We start from the raw sequence: 20,506 nt of genomic DNA on the forward strand, positions 1-20,506 counted from the left end.
TCTTGCCGCTTCACCAGGGTGAACAGCGCGGCGGAAAGGCCGGCCCCACGTAGGATCAGGGTATTCGGCCGGCCGTCACATGGTTCGGCCGCTCGGGCGGTTGATGCGCCTCCGAGGCCCATGCGATCCTGAGTGGCCTGACAAAACTTGACGAAATTCGCGCGGGTTCGGAGCGTGCTGCGTGGCCATCGCACTCCCGGGAGTGGACCGGTTACCCCCGGGCCCGACGCGCGACTTCGTCGAGACCCTGCACCGGCTCTACGACCAGGCGGGGCAGCCTGCCGCGCGGCAGATCAGCCGCACGATCTTCAAGAGCACCGAGGACATCGAGTCCGTCTCACACGAGACGGTGAGCTCGACGCTGCGTGGCACCACCGTGCCGACCTGGGAAAAGGTCCGCGCGATAGTGACCGTGCTGGCCCGCAAGTCGCTGGTCGACCAGGACCTCGACGAGCTGCTGCAGGAGTTCCAGACACTGTGGATCATCGTGCGGCGCACGCCGCAGGAGATCATCCCGCCGGCCGAACCCACACCGGAACCGTCGTCCGAACCGCCGTCCGAACCGCCGTCGGAGCCACCAGCACCACCGCTGCCACCGCGACCCGCCCCGGCGCCGGCCGATCGGATCGAGGGCGTCCTGCCCGAGCGCAGCCAGCACTTCACCGGCCGCGAGCTGCTGCTCGACGCGATGCTCTCCAAGCACCACGAACACCCGCTGGCGCCGCTGGTGCTCTATGGCCTGGGTGGCGTCGGCAAAACGCAACTGGCCCGCGAATACGTGCATCGCTTCGGCGCGGATTACGCGGTCGTCTGGTGGGTGCCGGCCGACGACCTGGAACAGGCGAGATCGTCATTGGTGCGGCTGGCCGAGCGGCTGGGCGTGCCGTTGCGGGCGAACGCCGAGCAAACGGTCGGCGGCGTGCTCACCCGGCTGGAATCACGCGAGATCCACTATCTGCTGGTCTTCGACGGCGCCCAGGGCGAGGACATCCGCGGGCTGATTCCGGCGATCGGCGGCAACGTGATCGTGACCAGCCGGGATCCGGCCTGGGCACACGACACCGCGAACGAGTCTCTCGAGGTGCCGGACTTCGATCACTCCGAGGCCGTGCAGTTCCTGCGCAAGCGCGACGCCGGCATCAGCGGTGCCCTGGCCCGCGACCTGACCAGCCGGCTCGGCCGCCTGCCACTGGCCCTCGAGCAGGTCTCCGCGCTGCGGCTGGCCACCGGGCTGTCCTGGCAGGACCTGGTGACCCAGCTGACCCAGCCCGATGCCGGTCTGTTCGCGGCGGACGCCGAGCCCGCCTATTACCCGCACACCGTCTCGGCCTCGCTGCAACTCGCGTTGCAGCAGCTCAAGGGCGCCAACCCGGTCGCGCTGCAGGTCTTCGAGCTGTTCGCCTGGTTCGGCACCGAACCGGTGTCCCGGCCGCTGCTGCGGCAGGGCGCGGCCGGGGACGTCTCGCCCGGCCTCAAGCGCACGCTCGCCAACCCGCTGGACCTGAGCCGGGCGATCAAGGACATCAACCGGTACGGACTGGGTCGGCTGCACACCGGCGACCAGCGCATCGAGGTGCAGCCGCTGGTCCAGCTGGCCCTTCGCGACCTGCTCTCCGATCAGGAACGCGCCCGCGCGCTGCACAACGTGCAGGCGATCCTCACCGAGGCGGGCAAGGGCTGGCCGGACGGCCTCGGGCACTGGGACATGCACCGGGCGGTGGCCCCGCACGTGCTGTCCGCGCGGCTCGTCGAATCGCGGGACATCGAGGCCGCGCAGGCCGTGCACAACCAGATCCGCTACCGCTACCTGATCGGCGACTACGAGCACGCGCGGCGGCTCGGCGCGGCCGCGGTCACCCGGTGGCGCGAGCCGGAGTTCTTCGGCCCCGACCACGAGCTGGTGCTGCTGGCCAGCCGCGAGTGGGCCAACGCGCTGCGTTCCCTCGGCCGCTACGAGCAAGCCCGGGCGATCACCGCGGACGCCTACCTGCGGATGCGGGACAACCCTCGGTTCGGCGACGACCACCGCTCCACCCTCGAGATGGCCCGCAGCCACGCCGCCGACCTGCGCATCGCCGGCGAATACGCGGCGGCGCTCGAGGTGGATCGGGTCGGCTACCAGAAGCATCTGCGGCACTACACCGCCGACCACGAGCGCACCGTGTCGAGCCGGCACAACCTGGCGGTGTGCCTGCGGTTGCTGGGCGACTTCCCGGCCGCGCTGGAGATCGACCTCGAGGAGGTGACCTACCAGAGCGACCGGCACGGCGACGAGAACCGGCGGACGCTGCTGTCGCAGAACGCGGTCGCCGAGGACCTCTTCGGTCTCGGCCGGTGGCGGCAGGTGATCGAGGTGCAGGGCGCGGCGCTGGCCGTCGCGGAGCGCACGCTGCGGCCGGGCGATCGTGCGGTGCTGCTCGCCCGGCGGATGGTCGCGCTGGCCAAGCGGCGGCTCGGCGACTTCGGCGGCGCCACCGAGCTACTCCGGGCCACCTATTACGAGTGCGTGGAGTCGTGGGGCGCGGACCACGAGTTCACGCTGGCCGCCACGATGAGCTATGCCAACTCACTGCGCTGGCGCGGGCGGGTCGGCGAGGCGTATGCGCTGGCGGTGGATGCCGTGGGCGCGTACGAAAGGGCATTTGGGCATCTCAATCCGTTGACCCTCGCCGCGCAGGTGAACCTCGGGGTGATCCTGCGCGAGATGGGCGAGCGCACCGAGGCGCGGCGGGCCGACGACGCCGCCTTCCACACGTTGCGTCAGACGGTGGGGGAGCGGCACCCGTTCACCGTGGTGGCGATGATCAACCTGGGCTCCGACCTGGCGCACGACGGCGACCAGGTGGGCGCGCACGGGTTGTCGCTGCGGGCCTGGCAGATCGCCGAGACCACCCGCGGGCCGCAGCACTTCGACACGCTGGCCGCGGCGGCGAACCTGACCGTGGACGCGGCGGGCGTGGTCACCGAGCGTGGCGGCCCGCCCCTTGACGAGGTGCTGGCCGGGCTGCGCCGGTCCATCGGGCCGGACCACCCGGTGGTGGACGCGGTGGCCGGCGGCGCCCGGGTGGAGTGCGACATCGAGCCGCCGTCCACCTGACGCCGCCCCGCTGTCAAGTTGTGTCAAGAGACGGCGATTTTCTGACGACCCTCGACAGCCAGGCGATAGCGTGATCGGGTTGGGCGCGTGTTGCGCGCTGCCCGCATCCGTTGCCCGAGGACCCTGCACAGGGGCTGATTCGATGGTCTTGTGGAGGTCGAACGTGGATGCTGCGCCCGTCCCTGGAGATGCCGGTTTCATGCCGATCATCGACGTCTCCCGCTGGTCGGTGGCGGAGCTGCGGCGCTGTGATCGTCCCGAGACGGCCCGGTCCCTGCGTCAGGTGATCCGCACCCTCGACGACCCGCACGGGGTGATCTCCGCCTTCCAGTCGTTCGTCTCGGACAGATGACCGAGTCCGTCACCGTCAGCTCGGTCGCGGCGGTGCGGACCGCTCAACGCCGTGCGGCGCCCTGGCCGCACGGCGAGCTCGATCTGGTGGAGCTGCGCGCCGGCGGCTGGCGGCCCACGCCGTTCCGCGACGTGGTGCTGAAGGTGCATCAGCGCTGCAACCTGGCCTGTGACTACTGCTATGTGTACGAGCAGGCGGACCAGACCTGGCGGGACCGGCCGGTGGTGATGTCGCCGGAGATCCGCCGGGCCGCCGTCGAGCGTCTCGCGCGGCACGTCCGGGCGCACGAGCTGACCAAGGTCCGGGTCATCCTGCACGGCGGCGAGCCGCTGCTCTACGGCGCCGATCGGCTGGCCGAGCTGGCCACCGAGATCCGGGCCGGCATCCCGGACGGCTGTGCGGTCGAGATCGGCCTGCAGACCAACGGGGTCCGGCTGGACGCGGCGATGATCGGGGTGCTGCGCACGCACGGCATCCGCGCCGGGGTGAGCCTGGACGGCACCCCCGCAACCCACGACCGCTTCCGCCGCACCCGCCGCGGCGGCGGCAGCTTCGCCGCCGTGGCGCGCGCCCTCGACCTGCTCAACCAGCCGGAGAACAGATCGGTCTATGCCGGCATCCTGTGCACCGTGATGCCGGACGCCGACCCGGTCGAGACGTACGAGCAGATCATCAAGTTCGAGCCGCCGATGATCGACTTCCTGCTGCCGCACGCCAACTGGGAGCACCCGCCGTGGCGTCCGGAGGGCGGCGCGACGGCCTATGCGGACTGGCTGATCCGGGTCTTCGACCACTGGTACGGCGCCCAGGGCCGCTCGCCGGTGCGGGTGCGCCTGTTCGAGGACGTGATGCGGCAGATGCTCAACGGCCACAGCGGCGGCGAGCAGGTCGGGTTGAGCCCGTCGGCCGTGCTGGTGGTCGAGACGGATGGCGCGATCGAGCAGGTGGACGCGCTGAAGTCGGCCTATGAGGGCGCCTGCGCGACCGGGCTGCACGTGCTGCGCGACGACTTCGACGCCGCCTTCGAGGACCCCGGCGTGGCGGCTCGGCAGATCGGCCTCCGCGCCCTCTCCGACGCCTGCCTGAGCTGCCCGGTCCACCCGGTCTGCGGCGGCGGCCACTACGCCCATCGGTACCGCGCCGGGGCCGGCTTCCGGCAGCCGTCGGTGTACTGCGCGGACCTCGGCAAACTGATCAACCACATCCATAAGACGCTGGACGCCGACATCCGCCGGCTGCTGGCGGGAGGACCATGATCACGCACCACCGCATCAGCCCGCCGTTGTTCGAGGCCGTCGCCGGCGGCCGTGGCGGCGCCGCCGCCATCGCGGAGCTGCACGCCGGCCAGGTCAGCAAGCATCTGCTGCTGATCGGGCACCTGCTGGACGGCTGGCCGGGCGACCCCGGCGAGCGGGACGCGGTCGCCGGCCTGCTCGAACGCGCCCGGGTGGCGGCGCCCGAGGTGTTCCGCGAGGTGATCGGCGCGCCGCTGGTCGGCGCCTGGGCGGGCATCGCGGCGCGCGCGGTGGAGCAGGGCGCCGCCGGCCGCGCCGACTTCACCCACCTGAGCGCCCTGGCTATCGTGGCGGCGGCCGGTGCCGGGGTGGACGGCACGCTGCGGGTGCCCGCGCTTGACGGGCTGGTGGTGCTGCCCGGTCTCGGCGCCGCGGCGGTCGGCGACGCGGAGGAGGCCGAGGCGGTCACCGCCGGCGGCCGGCTGACGGTGCGCGCGATCGGCCCGGCCGGAGCGTTCGAGGTCGTCGTCCCGGCGGACCCGGCGGCCGCCGGGCCGGGCTGGCAGCCGGTTCGCAGCCTTCTCGGATCGGACATCCGGGTGCGGCTGGACGACCTGCATCCCTATCGGCACGGGCACCACGTGCCGCCCGCGCTCCGGCTCGACGCCGCCGAGGTGGCCCGGTGGCAGGAGGTGTTCGCCGAGGGCTGGCAGCTGCTCGCCGAGCATCTGCCGGAGCGCGCCGCCGAGCTGCGCGCCGGGCTGCGCACGCTGGTGCCGCTGCGGCAGGACGACCACTCGGCCCGCAGCGCCACCATCCGGCACGCGTTCGGGGTGTTCGGGCTGACCCGCCCGCCGTCGCCGGCCGACTTCGCGGTCACCATGGTGCACGAGTTCCAGCACTCGAAGCTGAGCGCGCTGCTCGATCTGGTGCCGCTGACCGACCCGGCCGACGAGGGCCGCTACTTCGCACCGTGGCGCGTGGATCCCCGCCCGCTGGCCGGCCTGGTGCAGGGCGTCTACGCCTTCGCCGGGGTGGCGGACACCTGGCGGGCCCTGCGCGCCGCGGACGGTCCGGGCGCCCTGGCCGAGCGCGAGTTCGCCGCCGCGCGACTGCAGGTCGACCGGGGACTGTCCGCCGTGGAGCACTCCGGCGGGCTGACCCCGCAGGGCCGCGACCTGGCCGCACGGCTGCGCGTGGTCACCGACGAGATGCTGGCCGAGCCGATCGACGCCGCGGTGGCCCGGGCCGCCGACGAGGCGTTGAAGCGCACCCTGCGCGCCTGGGAGGAACGCAACTCCTAGACCCCTAGGTCGGCTGCGGCTCGATGTCGCCCTCGAGACGCTTGCGCTCGGTCGCGGCCAGCACGTCCGGGTGCTCCGGGCCGAGCAGGCGGGTCAGCCCGGCCAGCGCGTCCTGATAGAGCCCCTCGGCCCGCTCCTCGTCGTCGTCCGCGCGCAGGTCGTAGGCCAGATTGATGGTGCGCATCAGCAGGTAGGGGTGTTCCTCGCCGTCGCGCGCCTGATGCCCGGTGCGGAAGGACGGGGCGCCGCGCTCGCACATGGACTCGGAGAGCAGCCGTGCGGCGCGCGTCTCGCCGGCTCGGGCCAGGTCGGTGGCGAGCGCGGTGCCGGCACAGATCGTGTACGGGTGCTCCACCCCGAGCAGCGCCGTCATGCTGTCGAAACTCTGCTGGTCGAGCTCGCGCGCCAGGTCGTCCTCGCCCCGGGCCCGCGCCGTGGCGGCCTGATTCACCTGTGCCGCCAGGGTCAGCGGGTGCTCCAACCCGAAGTCGGCGCGGTATCGCTTCAGGGCGTCGACCAGCAGCTCGGCCGACTCCACCAGCTGCCCGGTCTCGCGCAGCGCGTTGGCCAGGCTGACGATGGCCGCCACCGTGAACTCGTGGTTGGCGCCGCGGAACCGGTCCTGCACCTGGTCGCGGTTTTCGCTCAACACGACGGCCGCCTCGCCGACCCGCCCGAGCTTGCGCAGGGTGATTCCGTGCGTGCGCCCGGCCAGCAGCCGCTGACTGTGCCCGGTCTTGGTGAGCTCGTGCAGTTTGGGCAGCCATTGGTTGATCAGCTTGGCCGCCCGCCGGTAGGCACCCATGCAGTAGTAGCTGCGGGCCTGGTTCATGTATGCATATACCAGCGACGGCTCGATGCCGCCGGCGTCCTCCCAGCGCTCGGCGATCTCCAGGTCGAGCGCGAGCGCATCCGCATAACGCCCGGTCATCCGGTAGTCCACCGCCAGGTTGGCCTTGGCTCGCAGCGTGTATGTCTCGGCCGCGTCGAACACGTCGAGGTGCCGCGCCACGTTTTCGGTGTCGAACTCCAGCGCGTCCGCGTAGCGACCGGCGATCCGCAGGTCCTGCCCGACCTGGTTGCCGGTGATCAGGGTGAACTCGTGTCCGGGCCCGAGGTGCGGGTTGCGGCGGAACTGCTCGTAGGTGCCCTGGGTGATCAGCGCCGCCTGCGCGCTGAAGCCCAGCGTGCGCATCGCGTTGGCCACCTGGGCGCGGGCCAGCAGCGTGTATTCGCCATCGGGGCCCATCCGCTCGTCGTCGCGGTTGTGCGCCCACGCGTCCGACGCCAGCGTGGCCAGGTAACGGCAGTTCTCGTAGTCGCCGCTCAGATAGAGGTAGCGCGCGTGGTCGAGCACCACCTGCCGGGCCTGCGGCGTCTCGGCGTGCACCAGATCGGCCGGCTCGATGTGCGGCCCGATCTCCTGCTGCCGCTCGAAGCCGCCGTTCTCGTCCGGGTCGCCCGGGCTCGCCGCGGCCAGCAGGTTGCGCACGCTGCGCAGCGTCGTGCCCTGCTGCTCGGGGGTGAGCGTGTCGCGCAGCACCCGCTGCACCAGGCGGTGCACCTGCACCCGCTGGGTCGGGTCGACCTTTGCCAGGCCGTATCGGCTGAGCGCCCGGACCGCGCGGTTGAGCTCGATCGAGGAGTGCAGCACGCTGCGCAGCGGCTCGGTGATCTCGCCGCTGCTGCCGCCACGCAGCAGGGACAGTGGAACCGGTTCCCCGCCGAGATAGGCGAACAGCGTGAACAACTGCGCGGTGGCCTCCGCCGGGCCGCGAAATGTCTCGAGTGCGAGCGCCACGAATGCGGCGATGGAAAGCGGATAACCCGGCGGCTTGCCCTCGTCGAGCAACTCCTTGATGTGGCTGTCGAGCAGTTCGATGTATTCGGTGACCGGCATCGCCGTGGCCAGGTACCACGCGGCGGCCTGCTCCAGCGCCAGCGGCAGGTCGCCGAGCCGCTCGGCCAGTTCCTCGGCCTCGTCGTCCTTGATCGCGGCGTCACCGCGCTCCTTGGTGCGCTTGGCGAGCATCGCCTTGCTCTCGGCGCGCTCGAACACGTCCACCTCGAGCGACGGCCCGACGCTGCTCCACGCCTGGTTGCGCGTGGTGATGATGACGTGCCCGCCGGTGGACGGCACCAGCTGCTCGAGTGCCGCGGGATCGTCGGCGTTGTCATAGACCAGCAGCCAGTCGAGGTCGCCGCCGGCCAGCTGGACCAGCACCGTGCGGGCGGTCTCCTGCAGGTTGTCCGTGACCGGCAGGTCGAGTGCTTCGGCGAGCTGCTTGAGCGAGGTGAGCACGGTGGTGGTCTGCTCGGCCGGGATCCACCAGACCAGGTCGTACTCGTGCTGGTGGCGATAGACGAACTCGACCACCAGCTGGGTCTTGCCGACGCCGCCGATGCCGCGCAGCGCCTGCGGCAGCACCGAGGTGGTGGAACCCACGCGCAGCGCCTCGACGAGCTGGTCGAGCAGGATGTCGCGGCCGGTGAAGTGCCGGTTGCGGGGTGGGACGTTGCCCCAGAGCAGGCCGGTCTCGTCGAGACGGTGCGGGCGCGACCTGATCCCGGCGCCTCCCGCCGGGCCGGGTCGGCTGCGATCGAAAGGCGTTTCTGACACGGGTGCTCATTTCCGATGCGCCGCGAATCCTGAGTGCAAAGAATATCCGAATCAACAGCACCGGGAAACGGCGGAATCGGCGCGTGTGGACGGATGAAGATCGGGTACCGCAGGGCAATGACGATCGCCGTGACCACGCCCACCGGACACGTCGGCTCGCGGGCCGTGCAATTGCTCGTGCAGGCGGGCGTCCGTCCCACCGTGCTGCTCCGCGACGCCGCCAAACTGGATCCCGGGCTGCGCGAACTGGTCACCCCGGTGGAGGGAGACCTGGGTGATCCGGAGTACGTGATCGCGGCCACGAAAGGGGTCGACGCGCTGCTCTGGGTCGTACCCGAGGACTTCACCGCGACCGACCCGGTGGCCGACATGACCCGCCTGGGTGACCACGCGGCCGCCGCCGTGCTCGCCAACGGCGTGTCCCGAGTCCTGATGATCAGCAGCGTCGGCGCCGAGCGCAGGCACGGCGCCGGGTTGATCGACGGGCTGGCCCGCAACGAGGAGGCGCTCACCGCCACCGGGGCCGACCTGTTGATCCTGCGCTGCGGCTTCTATTTCACCAACCTGCTGGGCAGCCTGGACGAGCTGCGCGAGGGCGCGCTGAGCACCACCAAGCCGGCCGATCAACCGATGCCGTGGGTGGACCCGCGGGACGTCGGGGAGGTCGCCGCCGCCCGGCTGCTGGCCGCGGACTGGACCGGCGTCGAGGTCGGCGCGGTGCACGGCCCGGCGGACCTGACCTGGGCCGAGGCGGCCGAGAAGATCTCCGCGGCGTGCGGCCGGGAGATCCGTCTCAGCGTGCTGAGCGACGACGACCTGCGGGCGGCGCTGGGCGGCGCCCGGATCCCGGCGGCCGCCGTCGAGGGCATCGTGCTGATGACCGCCGGCCTGCGCGAGAACTTCACCCCCGAGCAGCCCCGGACCGTGCTGAGCACCACCCCGACGACGCTGGAGAGCTGGGCATTCGCGAATCTGCGTCCCGCGCTCTAGCTCGGCTACACGGGCGTGTAGTAGCCTACACACGTGAGTAGTGAGGACCTGACCGCTCGCGCCCGGATTCGGGACGCCGCCATCGACCTCTTCGCCGAGCGGGGGGTCGCATCCGCCACCATCCGCGACATCGCGGACCGGGCCGGCGTCTCGTCCGGACTGCTGCGCCACCACTTCGGCTCCAAAGAGGGCCTGCGCGACGCCTGCGACGAGTTCGCGATGGCGAAGTTGAACGAGTTGCGCGAGCGCATGCTGGGCCCCAACGCCGTGGCCGACCCGACGCTGCTCGCCGCCATGCACCCGACCGCACTGCGGCTGCAGACCTATCTCATTCGCTCCATGATGGACGGCAACTCGACTTCGCTCTTCGACGCGGCCATGGAGTCCGGGCGCACCTGGCTGGCCGGCGTCGATTTCAAGCCCGACGACCCGGAGGGCTATCTCGCCGTCCTGGTCGCGATGAAGGTCGGCATGTTCCTCATGCGCGACCAGCTCACCCGGGTGCTGGGCCAGGACATGCACACCCCGGCCGGCCACCGCCGCCTGCTGCGCGCGTCGGTGGAGATCTTCCGCCTGCCGATGATCACCGAGGAGCAGGCCGCGCAGACCCTCAAAGCTCTCGATTCCCTGTTTCCCTCCGAGGAGTAGTCATGACCGAGGCCATCGATGCCGACGGACTGATCAAGACCTTCGGGCGCGCCCGCGCTCTGGACGGCTTGACGCTGCGGGTCCGCACCGGCGAGGTGCACGGCTTCCTGGGGCCGAACGGCGCCGGGAAGACCACGACCATCCGCATCCTGCTCGGGCTGATGCGGCCCGACGGCGGCACGGCGAGTCTGCTCGGCGGTGACCCGTGGCGCGATTCGACGGCGTTGCACCGGCGGTTGGCGTACGTGCCGGGTGATGTGACGCTGTGGCCCACGCTCAGCGGCGGCGAGGTGATCGACCTGCTCGGCCGCCTCCGTGGCGGCCTCGACACCAAGCGGCGCGACACCCTGCTCGAGCGCTTCGACCTCGACCCGCGCAAGAAGGGCCGGGCCTATTCCAAGGGCAACCGGCAGAAGGTCGCGCTGATCGCCGCGCTCTCGTCCGATGTGGAGCTGCTGATCCTGGACGAGCCGACCTCCGGGCTGGATCCGTTGATGGAGGAGGTCTTTCGCGACGTGATCCGCGAGGAGAAGCAGCGCGGCGACCGCACGGTGCTGCTGTCCAGCCACATTCTGTCCGAAGTGGAAGCACTCTGCGACCGGCTCACGATCATCCGCGAGGGCCGCGCGGTGGAGACCGGCACGCTCGACGACATGCGGCACCTGACCCGCACCTCGATCAAGGCCGAGCTGACCGGCTCGCCGAACGGCCTGTCCACCCTGACCGGCGTGCACGACCTGCACACCGAGGGCGACCGGGTGAGCTTCGACGTGGACACCGACGCGCTCGAGCCGGCCCTGCGGATGCTGGTCCAGGTCGGCGTGCGCAGCCTGGTCAGCCAACCGCCCTCGCTGGAGGAGCTGTTCCTGCGGCAATACCAGAACGCCGACGCGCGATGACCGGCACCGCCAAGCTGATCCGGCTGATCCTGCGCCGCGACCGCTTCCTGATGCCGCTCTGGGTGGTCGTTCTCGGCGTGCTCCCGGTCGGCTATCTGTCCACTCTGGCCGGTCTTTTCCCGACAGACCAAGAACGTCTGGGGTACGCGCAGCTCAGCGCAACCAACGCCGGCTTCGTCGCCCTCTACGGCCCCCTCGACGGTTCCAGCCTCCCCGGGCTGGCGATGTGGCGGGCCGGATTCCTGCCCGTGATGCTCGGCGTCTTCGTCGTGCTCACCGTCATCCGGCACACCCGCGCCGACGAGGAGACCGGCCGCTCCGAGCTGATCGGCGCCGGCGTGGTCGGGCGGCACGCACAACTCGCCGCCGCGCTGATCACCACGGTGCTGGCCAGTGCCGTGCTCGGCGTGATCACCACGGTGACCCTGCTCGGCCGGGTGGACGACGCGGCCGGCGCGGTCTGGTCCGGTTTCGAGCTGGCCGCCTCCGGCTGGGCGTTCGCCGGAGTGGCCGCGATCGCCGCCCAGCTCACCGGCAGCGCCCGGTCCGCACGCGGCACCGCGATCGCGGTGGTCGGCGCGTCCTATGTGCTGCGTCTGGCCGGCGATCTCTCCGCGATGGGCGACGGCAGCCTGTCCTGGCTGTCCTGGCTCTCCCCGGTCGGCTGGGCCACGCACATCTTCCCGTTCGGTGCGGCGAACCTCTGGCCCGCGCTGCTGCTGGTGCTCTTCGCGATCGGCACCGCCGGGCTGGGCGTGGTCCTGCTCGGCCGCCGCGACGTGGGCGCCGGCCTGTTCCCCGCACGGCCCGGCCCGGCGACCGCCGCACCCGGGCTGCGGACACCGCTCGCGCTGGCCTGGCGATTGCAGCGCGGCCTGCTGTTCGGCTGGGCGGCCGGGTTCGCGGCACTGGGCCTGGTCTTCGGAGCGGTCGGGCAGAGCGTGCAGAGCCTGGCCGACGGCGACAACGCGATGAAGGACATCTTCGCCCGGATGGGCGGCGGCGCCGGGCCGGTGGACAGCTACTTCGCCACCATCGCGGCGATGGTCGGCATCATCGCCGCGTGTTACGCGGTGCAGGCCACCCTGCGGATGCGTGAGGAGGAGACCACCGGGCACGCCGAAATGCTGCTCAGCACCGGCGTGCGGCGGCTCGTCTGGGTCGGCGGGCACCTGCTCTTCGCGCTATTCGGCGCGGCGCTGCTGCTGGCTGTCGAGAGCGTGGTCGCCGGCCTGACCTACGGCCTGATCACCGGCGACCTGGGCGTGCTGTCCGGCATCGTCGGCGGCACGCTGGCCGCGCTGCCCGCGGTGTGGGTGCTGGTCGCGGTGGCGGTGCTGCTCTTCGGCCTGGTGCCGCAGTGGTCGGCGCTCGCCTGGGGCGCGCTCTCGATCTGCCTGCTGATCCTGCTGGTGGGCGGCGCTCTGCAGCTGAGCCAGTGGGTGCTCGACATCTCGCCGTTCACCCACGTGCCACACCTGCCCGGCGGCGACCTCACGTGGACGCCGCTGATCACTCTGACCGTGGTCGCGGCGGCCGCCGGCGCGGCCGGCCTGACCGCCTTCCGCCGCCGAGACCTCGGCTAACGCCGTCTTGCTCTGCTTCCTCAGAGGAAGCATCCGCGCAGAGCGCTCCCGGCAGGAGCGCTGGCGCGGAGGGAGCAGAGCGGCTCTGCTTCCCGAGAGGGAGCGCTGGCGCGGAGGGAGCAGAGCGGCTCTGCTTCCCGAGAGGGAGCGCTGGCGCGGAGGAAGCAGAGCGGCTCTGCGACCTGAGAGGGTGCGCTGGCGCGGAGGGAGCAGAGCGGCTCTGCTCCCCGAGAGGGAGCGCTGGCGCGGAGGAAGCAGAGCGGCTCTGCTTCCCGAGAGGGAGCGCCGCACGGCAGGAGCGCTTCCTCAGAGGAAGCAGAGCAAAGGGTCAGCGGCGGTCGGGGAGCAGGCGCTCCTCGTGGTCCAGCTCGCGTTCGAGGACGCGGAGCCCGTCGTCGTTCAGGCGGCCCGCGTCCCGCCAGCGCAACAGCTCGTCGCGCTGCGCCTCGATCACCGCGCGCCGCACCATCAGCGCCGCCTCGTATTGCGGTGACACCGGCACCTCGTCGGAGTCGGACTTCTCCAGCAGGTCGAGCCGCCTGCGATAGCGCTGCATGCGGGTCTCCAGCTGCTGGCGCATGTTCTCGATCGCGTGGTCCTCGACGTGGTCGTGCTGCTGTTGCTGGATCTCGTCGAGGCGGTCGATCGCGGCCTGCACCGCCGCCGACCGGGCCTCGTTGCGCTCGCGTGCCTCGTCCGCGCGGTTGGCCCGCAGGCCCAGCCGCCGCACCAGCGGGCCGAACGTCAGGCCCTGCCCGATCAGTGTCACCAGCACCACCACGAAGGCGCAGAAGTGCAGCAGCTCGCGGTCGGGGAAGCCGGCCGGCAGCGTGAAGACCGCTGCCAGGCTGATCACGCCGCGGGTGCCGGCCCAGCTCATCGCCGTCGCCTCGCGGGCGGACAGCGCCTTCTCCCGTGCCTTGCGGACCGCGACGGTGTCGTTCTCCGTCTCGTTGACCTCCGCCTGACCGCCCAGCCGGGCGTGCATCGAGCGCGGCAGCAGCTGGGTGGCGACCAGCCACAGCGGGCGCAGCAGCAGCACCACGCCGACCGTGATGGACACCGCGATCACGATGGTCGACGTCTCGTACTTGGCGAGCTCCTCCACCACCCGGGGCAGCTGCAGGCCGATCAGCAGGAAGACCAGGCCCTCGAGCATGAAGTCGAGCAGCCGCCAGACCGCGCCGGTCTGCAGCCGGCTCGCGCCGGTCGCGTAGCGCGGGGCGTCGTGCCCGATGATCAGCCCGGCCACCACCACGGCCAGCACGCCGGACACGTGCACGCGCTCGGCCAGCAGATATGCCGCGAACGGCGTGGCCAGCGACAGCATGTTCGCGCTCAGCGGGTCCTTGCGCAGCGGGCGCAGCAGCCGCACGAACCACGCCACCACGATGCCCGCGATCACCCCACCGGTCGCGGACAGGACGAACTCGCCGACCGCGTTGGTGAAGGTGAACTCGGTGCCGGCCGCGGCGCTCACCGCCACGGTCAGGATGGTCAGCGCGGTCGCGTCGTTCAGCAGCCCCTCGCCCTGGATCAGGGTGACCAGGTTGTTGGGCAGGCCCGCCTTGCGGCCCACGGCGAGCGCCGCGACCGGGTCGGGCGGGGCCACCGCGGCACCCAGCGCGACCCCGGCGGCCAGCGTCGCGCCGGTCACCCAGAGCGAGAACCCGGCGCCGATCACCAGTGCGGTCGCGATCACCAGGCCGACCGAGAGGCTGATCACGGTGCGCATGTTGCGGCGGATGTCGATCAGCGAGGAGTCCAGCGCCGCGTTGTAGAGCAGCGGCGGGATGACGAGGGTCAGGATCAGTTCCGGCTCGAGCTCGACGTTCGGCCCGGGGAGATATGCGTACACGATGCCGAGCAGCGTCAGCAGCGCGGCGGCAGGCAGCCCGGTGCGCTCACTGAGCCAGCGCACCACGACCACGACGGCGAGGGCGGCGAGGACGAACAGCAACACTTCTTCGACATGCACCCGGCCATTCTTCCGGAAAGCGATCTAGCTCGGGTTTCTGCGATGTTATTGACACCGGCGGTGTCAAAGGGACACTCTGGGTGTCATGACGGATGGCGCCGAGGGGCTCTATGAGGTGCTTCGGCACGTGCGGCCGCTGCATCAGTGGTCGGCGAAGGCGGTGGCGGACGCGCTGGCCGAGCGCGACGTCAGCATGCCGATGCGGGCGGTGCTCGAGCGGCTCGCCGACGGCCCGCAGACGGTGCCCCAGGTGGCCCGGTCGCTGTGGCTGCCGCGGCAGGTCGTGCAGCGGCTCGCCGACGCCGCCGCCGAGCTGGGTTATCTGCGGTTCGTGGCCAACCCGGCGCATCGCCGCTCGCGGCTGGCCGAGCTGACCGGCGCGGGGCGGCGGGTGTGGTCCGAGATCCACGCCGGCGAGCTGGCCGACCTGGGCACGCTCGCCGAGCGGCTCGACCCGGGGGACATCGCCGCTTGCGTACGTGTCATCTCGGCCTTGACGGCCCACACCCGGGAGGTGGCGCAGCGGCGGGGTGACGATCACGGCTGGTCGGCGCCCGCGCCGTCCGAAGGACCAGGCGCCGGGAAACAGCACAGTGAGGAGGTTCGATGATCCACTACGAGGAGACCGGCCGCGGTGAGCGCACCGTCCTGCTGTTGCACGGCGGCGCCCTCGACCTGCGGATGTGGGACGACCAGGTGCGGGCGCTGGCCGAGCGGTTCCGGGTGATCCGGGCCGACGCCCGCGGGCACGGCCGCTCGGAGACGCCGACCGCGCCGTTCCGGCAGTGTGACGACGTCGCCGAGTTGCTCGGCAAGCTGGGCGTCGAGCGGGCCGCGCTGGTCGGCCTGTCGATGGGCGCCGGCGCGGCCACCGACACCACGCTGGAATACCCCGGGCTGGTGAGCCATCTGGTGGTGTGCGGCGCGGGCACCAACGAGCCGACTTTCACCGACCCGTGGATGCTCGACATCCAGGCACGGATGGCCGAGGCGCAGCAGCGGCTCGACGCGCCGGCCTGGATCGAGCTGTCCCTGAAGCAGGGCGTGATCGGGCCCTATCGGGACACGATGGACGGGGCCGTGCTGGCCCGCTGCCGGGAGATGACCACCGACACGGTCCGCAACCATGCGAAGCCGGAGGCGGTGCCGCCGCACCACGTGCGGGGCTCGTGGGAGCGGCTGGGCGAGATCGCGGTGCCGGCCCTCGGCGTGATCGGCACGCTGGACGCCCGCGATCACGTCGAGATGGTCGACCGTTTCGTCGCCGCGGTGCCGGGTGCGCGCAAGGCGGAGATCGACGGCACCGCCCATCTGCCCAACATCGAGCGTCCGGGCGAGTTCAACCGGATATTGCTGGATTTTCTCAACGGAGAGTAGCGGGCCATGTGCGGCCGGCTGGCCGGCCGCACATGACCGAGGTGCATCAGTAGCGGTAGTGATCCGGCTTGAACGGGCCCTCGACGTCCACGCCGAGGTATTCCGCCTGCTTCTTGGTGAGCGTGGTGAGCCGGACGCCGAGCGCGTCCAGGTGCAGCCGGGCCACCTTCTCGTCCAGGTGCTTGGGCAGCACGTAGACCTGCTTCTCGTAGTCGCCGGGCTTGGTCCACAGCTCGATCTGGGCCATCACCTGGTTGGTGAACGAGTTGCTCATGACGAACGACGGGTGACCGGTGGCGTTGCCCAGGTTCATCAGGCGGCCCTCGGAGAGCACGATCACCGAGTGGCCGTCCGGGAAGCGCCACTCATGCACCTGCGGCTTGATCTCGATCTTCTCGACGCCGGGAACGCGCGCGAGGCCGGCCATGTCGATCTCGTCGTCGAAGTGACCGACGTTGCCGACGATCGCGTTGTGCTTCATCTTGCCCAGGTCGTCGGCGGTGATGATGTCGGTGCCGCCGGTGGTGGTGATGAAGATGTCGGCCTCGGCGACCACGTCCTCGAGACGCACCACCTGCATGCCGTCCATCGCCGCCTGCAGCGCGCAGATCGGGTCGACCTCGGTGACCACGACACGGGCGCCCTGGCCGCGCAGCGTCTCGGCGGACCCCTTGCCGACATCGCCGTAACCGCAGACCACGGCCAGCTTGCCGCCGAGCATCACGTCGGTGGCCCGGTTCAGGCCGTCGACCAGCGAGTGCCGGATGCCGTACTTGTTGTCGAACTTGCTCTTGGTGACCGCGTCGTTGACGTTGATCGCCGGGAAGAGCAGCTCACCCTCCTTGGCCAGCTTGTAGAGCCGGGCCACGCCGGTGGTGGTCTCCTCGGTGACGCCCTTGATGTCGGCGGCGATCCGGGTGAACAGCTGCGCGTCCTTGGCCAGCGTGCCGCGCAGCGTCTCCAGGATGATCCGGTATTCGTGGTTGTCGTCCTCGGTGGCCTGCGGCACCGCGCCGGCCCGCTCGAACTCGACGCCCTTGTGCACCAGCAGGGTGGCGTCACCGCCGTCGTCCAGGATCATGTTCGGGCCCTGGCCGCCGGCGAAGGCGAACAGCTGCTCGGTGCACCACCAGTACTCCTCCAGCGTCTCGCCCTTCCAGGCGTATACCGGGGTGCCGGTCGGCGCGTCCACGGTGCCGGCGCCGACGACCACCGCGGCGGCCGCCTCGTCCTGCGTGGAGAAGATGTTGCAGGACACCCAGCGCACGTCGGCGCCGAGCGCGACCAGCGTCTCGATCAGCACGGCGGTCTGCACGGTCATGTGCAGCGAGCCGGCGATCCGCGCGCCCCGCAGCGGCTGCGAGTCCTTGAACTCCGACCGGATCGACATCAGGCCCGGCATCTCGTGCTCGGCGAGCCGGATCTGGTGACGACCGGCCTCGGCCAGCGTGAGATCCGCGACGGCGAACTCGAGACCATTCACGTTCTGCAACTTGTCGGACATGAAAAAGGGCACCCCCCAATGTCAGGAGGCGCCCTTGCTGAAGTCATCGACCGGCCGAGCGTGGCGGAGGCTGTCCTCCGTCGCAGCGCCTCTCGAGCGGCTCCAGACACGATAACTCCGGAAAAGATCCAGATCAAAACCTTGATCTTGGTACGCCGGACACACCGTCCCGCCGCCTCGGCGGCCACCTGCAACGCAAGGCCGTTCCCGGCCATCCGGCCCGGCGGTCAGAAATTTCCGGCGCGCCGGAAGAGGCTGGTGAGCAGGTTGGCGTAGCCGCGGGCGTCGTCGATCGCGTGGTGGGTGTGGGGTACGTCACCCAGCCACTCGGCCGGGAGGTTGTGCGGTCGAATCTCGGCGACCGGCCGGCCCGTCACGGCGGCGGCATAGCTGGCCAGGCAGAGGCCGCTGCCATGGAACAACGGGTCTTTCTCATAGGGGCCCATCGCCAGGCCGTAACGGGTGAAGCGACGCAGGTAGTAGTCCATCCAGGTGCCGTCGAAGGCGATCGGCGACGCGGCGAACATGCGCGGCTGGGGCAGTCCCCGCACCCAGGCGACGAAGTCGGACAGCACCTGATCGACCGGGCGCGGGTCGGTCGTCGCGGCCGCCGCAACGCGATCAGGTGAGGCGGCGGGACGCCTGGTCGCGCAGCGCCTTGGTGAAGGTGGCTGGGTCCCAGCGCTCGGACACCGCCTGGGTCACCAGCTCGGCCTGGGTCTGCGGCGCCAGGCCGCCGATCGGCTGGTCGCGGTCCAGGTTGGTGGGGAACGCATAGCCCTCGGCCGACGCGGCGATCACGTGTGCGGTGCTGCCCGCGTACCCGAGAAGGGTTGGGTAGAGGGCCTCGCACATGGCCGTGCGATCGACGGTCTCCATCGCCCGGCCGAAGGCCGAGGAGACCTGCAGCAGGTTGGCCATCCGGCGGACGTCGCCGGATCGGTTGGTGCCGGCGCCGTGGAAGAGCGCGGGGTTGAAGAACGCGGCGTCGCCCTTGGCCAGCGGCAACTGCACGTGGTTCTGCTCGAAGTACTCGGTGAACTCGCTCTGGTGGAAGGCGAGGTAGCCGGGCGGGTATTTCTGCGAGTGCGGCAGGTAGAGCGTCGGGCCGGTCTCCACCGGCATGTCCACGTGTGCCACCGCGCCCTGCAGGGTGAGCGCGGGGGAGAGCAGGTGGATGTGCGCGGGATAGCGTGCGGCCTGCGCCTCGGACATGAAGCCGAGGTGGTAGTCGCGGTGCGAGACCTGTGCCTGGCCGCCCGGGTTGACCACGTTGATCTGCGAGGTGACCTGATATCCGGCGCCCAGCCAGGCGGCCGAGATCAGCGCGAGGGTGGGGTTGTCGTAATAGGCCGCGAACGCGTCGGGGTCACGCAGCGCGAATTTGTCCAGCGCGCCCCAGACCCGGTCGTTCGCGCCGGGCTTGGCGAAGTGGTCGCCGCCGACCACGCCGGCCGCCTTCTGGTCGGCGATCATCGCGAAGAACACGTCGGTGGCGCGATCGACCACGTCCGGCGCGACGGCGCCGCGGAACACCACGATGCCGGGGCCGGCCATCAGCGCGCGGGCCAGCTCGGCCCGGATCTCGGTGCTGTCCGGCAGGTCGCCGGGATAGATCAGGACGTTGTCCACGACGTCGATGGCGTGCGGAAACTCGGATTTCTGCGTCTGCTGCTCGACCAGCGCCCGGAAGTCCTCCAGTCGGCAGTCGGCGGCGGTGAACCAGGTTGTCATGTCGTCAGGCTAGGCCCGGAAACACCATCAAGGACGATTGATAAGACCTCAAAAAACCATCACTGTTGGTGGCGTGAAGCACCCCTATCGAATCCGCGAGATCGCCGCTCAGGCCGGGCTCAGCGCGGCCACCGTCGACCGGGTGCTGCACTCGCGTGGCGGGGTCCGGGAGAGCACCGTCCGCGAGGTCAAGCAGGCCATCGCCGACCTCGACCGGCAGCAGTCCCAGGTGCGGCTCGGCGGGCGCACGTTCATGATCGACGTGGTCGTGCAGGCGCCGGGCCGGTTCTCCGCCACCGTGCGGGCCGCGCTCGAGGCCGAGCTGCCGGCCCTGCGTCCCGCGGTCATCCGGTGCCGCTTCCACCTGCTGGACAGCCCGGCCGTCGGTGACCTGGTCGCGGTGCTGGACAAGGTGGCGAAGACGAAGTCGGACGGGGTGATCCTGAAGGCGCCGGACGCGCCCGCGATCACCGCCGCGGTGGCCCGCCTGCCGGTGCCGGTGGTCACCCTGGTCACCGACCTGCCGGGCAGCAAGCGGGTGGCCTATGTCGGCATCGACAACCGGGCCGCCGGTGCCACCGCGGCCTATCTGGTGGAGCAGTGGCTGGCCGATCGGGCCGGCGACGTGCTGGTGGTCCGCGGGCACGGCTCGTTCCGCGGCGAGGACGAGCGCGAGATGGGCTTCCGCGCCGAGATGCGGATGCGGGCGCCCGGCCGCCGCCTGGTCGAGGTGGTCGACGAGGAGGACCGGGCCGACGCCGTGCACCTCGGCATCCGCGAGCTGCTGGCCGGCAGCGCGGCGGTCCGCGCGGTCTATTCGCTCTATGCGGGCGCCGGCGGCAACGCGGCCGTGGTGGACGCCTTCACGGCCGAGCGCCGCCGCTACGACGTGTTCGTGGCACACGACCTGGACGGCGAGAACACCGCGCTGCTGCGGGACCGCCGGCTGTCCGCGGTGCTGCACCACGACCTGCGCCAGGACATGCGGCTGGCCTGCCGGGCGCTGATGCACGCGGGCGGCGCGCTGCCCGGCCGCCCGCGCACGAACCCGTCCGCCATCCAGGTGATCACCCCGCACAACGCGCCGCCGGTGCGGTTCTGAAAAAACTTCCGGGGGCTGTCCGGTTCCGTGCGGACCGCTCGTCACCCTGGTGAGATCAAGACAGCCGAGAGGGAGTCAGC

16 protein-coding genes are annotated in these 20,506 nt (G+C 71.1%); 11 read left to right on the top strand and 5 right to left on the bottom strand.

The features are described 5' to 3' along the window. The first annotated feature begins 181 nt into the window (after positions 1–181). The 4 genes from fxsT (ACZ6TI_RS08405) (at position 182) to ACZ6TI_RS08420 (ending at position 5,988) form a co-directional block, all read left to right on the top strand. Complete coding sequence (fxsT, locus tag ACZ6TI_RS08405; protein ID WP_465344342.1) at positions 182–3,097, top strand: FxSxx-COOH system tetratricopeptide repeat protein; 2,916 nt, start codon at positions 182–184, stop codon at positions 3,095–3,097. Positions 3,098–3,296: 199 nt separating this feature from the next. Further along, the gene (locus ACZ6TI_RS08410; protein ID WP_465344343.1) at positions 3,297–3,449 is read left to right on the top strand and encodes a hypothetical protein; all 153 of its coding nucleotides are present in this window, start codon (positions 3,297–3,299) and stop codon (positions 3,447–3,449) included. Further along, on the top strand, positions 3,446–4,705 hold the full coding sequence (locus ACZ6TI_RS08415) for an FxsB family cyclophane-forming radical SAM/SPASM peptide maturase (protein ID WP_465344344.1): 1,260 nt from the start codon (positions 3,446–3,448) through the stop codon (positions 4,703–4,705). The genes ACZ6TI_RS08410 and ACZ6TI_RS08415 overlap by 4 nt, the downstream gene beginning before the upstream one ends. Further along, positions 4,702–5,988 (top strand): HEXXH motif domain-containing protein, encoded by a 1,287-nt coding sequence (locus tag ACZ6TI_RS08420; RefSeq protein ID WP_465344345.1) that lies wholly within the window; start codon positions 4,702–4,704, stop codon positions 5,986–5,988. Before ACZ6TI_RS08415 ends, ACZ6TI_RS08420 begins: the two co-directional genes overlap by 4 nt. 4 nt (positions 5,989–5,992) lie before the next feature. Here the strand turns inward: ACZ6TI_RS08420 and fxsT (ACZ6TI_RS08425) are convergent, their stop codons facing one another. Further along, on the bottom strand, positions 5,993–8,608 hold the full coding sequence (fxsT, locus tag ACZ6TI_RS08425) for an FxSxx-COOH system tetratricopeptide repeat protein (protein ID WP_465344346.1): 2,616 nt from the start codon (positions 8,606–8,608) through the stop codon (positions 5,993–5,995). A 117-nt stretch (positions 8,609–8,725) separates the two neighbouring features. Between fxsT (ACZ6TI_RS08425) and ACZ6TI_RS08430 the strand changes: the two genes are divergently transcribed. Genes ACZ6TI_RS08430 through ACZ6TI_RS08445 form a run of 4 tightly spaced genes read left to right on the top strand, consistent with a single transcriptional unit; the run spans position 8,726 to position 12,731 of the window. Next, a complete protein-coding gene (locus ACZ6TI_RS08430; RefSeq protein WP_465344347.1) occupies positions 8,726–9,598 on the top strand; it encodes an NAD(P)H-binding protein in 873 nt (290 codons plus the stop codon). Positions 9,599–9,631: 33 nt separating this feature from the next. Further along, a complete protein-coding gene (locus tag ACZ6TI_RS08435) occupies positions 9,632–10,246 on the top strand; it encodes a TetR/AcrR family transcriptional regulator (RefSeq protein ID WP_465344348.1) in 615 nt (204 codons plus the stop codon). Positions 10,247–10,248: 2 nt separating this feature from the next. Then, entirely contained in the window at positions 10,249–11,145 is an 897-nt protein-coding gene (locus tag ACZ6TI_RS08440) for an ABC transporter ATP-binding protein (RefSeq protein WP_465344349.1), read from the top strand. After that, positions 11,142–12,731: an ABC transporter permease gene (locus tag ACZ6TI_RS08445; RefSeq protein WP_465344350.1), complete on the top strand. Its 1,590-nt coding sequence runs from the start codon at positions 11,142–11,144 to the stop codon at positions 12,729–12,731. Before ACZ6TI_RS08440 ends, ACZ6TI_RS08445 begins: the two co-directional genes overlap by 4 nt. Positions 12,732–13,059: 328 nt before the next feature. Here ACZ6TI_RS08445 and ACZ6TI_RS08450 read toward each other — a convergent pair whose 3' ends face one another. Then, a complete protein-coding gene (locus ACZ6TI_RS08450) occupies positions 13,060–14,709 on the bottom strand; it encodes a Na+/H+ antiporter (RefSeq protein ID WP_465344351.1) in 1,650 nt (549 codons plus the stop codon). A gap of 85 nt (positions 14,710–14,794) precedes the next feature. Between ACZ6TI_RS08450 and ACZ6TI_RS08455 the strand changes: the two genes are divergently transcribed. Next, positions 14,795–15,319 carry a MarR family winged helix-turn-helix transcriptional regulator gene (locus ACZ6TI_RS08455; protein ID WP_465344352.1) on the top strand — a complete coding sequence of 175 codons (525 nt, stop codon included), beginning with the start codon at positions 14,795–14,797 and terminating at the stop codon, positions 15,317–15,319. Further along, the gene (locus ACZ6TI_RS08460; RefSeq protein WP_465344353.1) at positions 15,316–16,086 is read left to right on the top strand and encodes an alpha/beta fold hydrolase; all 771 of its coding nucleotides are present in this window, start codon (positions 15,316–15,318) and stop codon (positions 16,084–16,086) included. The genes ACZ6TI_RS08455 and ACZ6TI_RS08460 overlap by 4 nt, the downstream gene beginning before the upstream one ends. A 46-nt stretch (positions 16,087–16,132) precedes the next feature. On the opposite strand, the gene ahcY is transcribed toward ACZ6TI_RS08460, so the two are convergent. The 3 genes from ahcY to ACZ6TI_RS08475 form a co-directional block, all read right to left on the bottom strand. Beyond that, on the bottom strand, positions 16,133–17,590 hold the full coding sequence (gene ahcY, locus ACZ6TI_RS08465; RefSeq protein ID WP_465344354.1) for an adenosylhomocysteinase: 1,458 nt from the start codon (positions 17,588–17,590) through the stop codon (positions 16,133–16,135). Positions 17,591–17,817: 227 nt separating this feature from the next. Continuing rightward, positions 17,818–18,165, bottom strand: a complete 348-nt coding sequence (locus ACZ6TI_RS08470; protein WP_465344355.1) for a hypothetical protein — start codon at positions 18,163–18,165, stop codon at positions 17,818–17,820. 46 nt (positions 18,166–18,211) lie between these two features. Next, on the bottom strand, positions 18,212–19,324 hold the full coding sequence (locus ACZ6TI_RS08475) for a phytanoyl-CoA dioxygenase family protein (RefSeq protein WP_465344356.1): 1,113 nt from the start codon (positions 19,322–19,324) through the stop codon (positions 18,212–18,214). A gap of 73 nt (positions 19,325–19,397) precedes the next feature. Here ACZ6TI_RS08475 and ACZ6TI_RS08480 point away from each other — a divergent pair, with 73 nt between their 5' ends. After that, positions 19,398–20,426 (top strand): LacI family DNA-binding transcriptional regulator, encoded by a 1,029-nt coding sequence (locus ACZ6TI_RS08480; protein WP_465344357.1) that lies wholly within the window; start codon positions 19,398–19,400, stop codon positions 20,424–20,426. Positions 20,427–20,506 lie beyond the last annotated feature (80 nt).

It is taken from the genome of Actinoplanes sp. NPDC051388 (genome assembly GCF_055586225.1).

What these genes read in the sequence shown, in the direction of transcription:
- ACZ6TI_RS08410 (WP_465344343.1), top strand. Translation starts at nt 3,297, where the DNA reads ATGCCGATCATCGACGTCTCCCGCTGGTCGGTGGCGGAGCTGCGGCGC.
- ACZ6TI_RS08415 (WP_465344344.1), top strand. Translation starts at nt 3,446, where the DNA reads ATGACCGAGTCCGTCACCGTCAGCTCGGTCGCGGCGGTGCGGACCGCT.
- ACZ6TI_RS08420 (WP_465344345.1), top strand. Translation starts at nt 4,702, where the DNA reads ATGATCACGCACCACCGCATCAGCCCGCCGTTGTTCGAGGCCGTCGCC.
- ACZ6TI_RS08430 (WP_465344347.1), top strand. Translation starts at nt 8,726, where the DNA reads ATGACGATCGCCGTGACCACGCCCACCGGACACGTCGGCTCGCGGGCC.
- ACZ6TI_RS08440 (WP_465344349.1), top strand. Translation starts at nt 10,249, where the DNA reads ATGACCGAGGCCATCGATGCCGACGGACTGATCAAGACCTTCGGGCGC.
- ACZ6TI_RS08445 (WP_465344350.1), top strand. Translation starts at nt 11,142, where the DNA reads ATGACCGGCACCGCCAAGCTGATCCGGCTGATCCTGCGCCGCGACCGC.
- ACZ6TI_RS08455 (WP_465344352.1), top strand. Translation starts at nt 14,795, where the DNA reads ATGACGGATGGCGCCGAGGGGCTCTATGAGGTGCTTCGGCACGTGCGG.
- ACZ6TI_RS08460 (WP_465344353.1), top strand. Translation starts at nt 15,316, where the DNA reads ATGATCCACTACGAGGAGACCGGCCGCGGTGAGCGCACCGTCCTGCTG.
- ahcY (WP_465344354.1), bottom strand. Translation starts at nt 17,590, where the DNA reads ATGTCCGACAAGTTGCAGAACGTGAATGGTCTCGAGTTCGCCGTCGCG.
- ACZ6TI_RS08475 (WP_465344356.1), bottom strand. Translation starts at nt 19,324, where the DNA reads ATGACAACCTGGTTCACCGCCGCCGACTGCCGACTGGAGGACTTCCGG.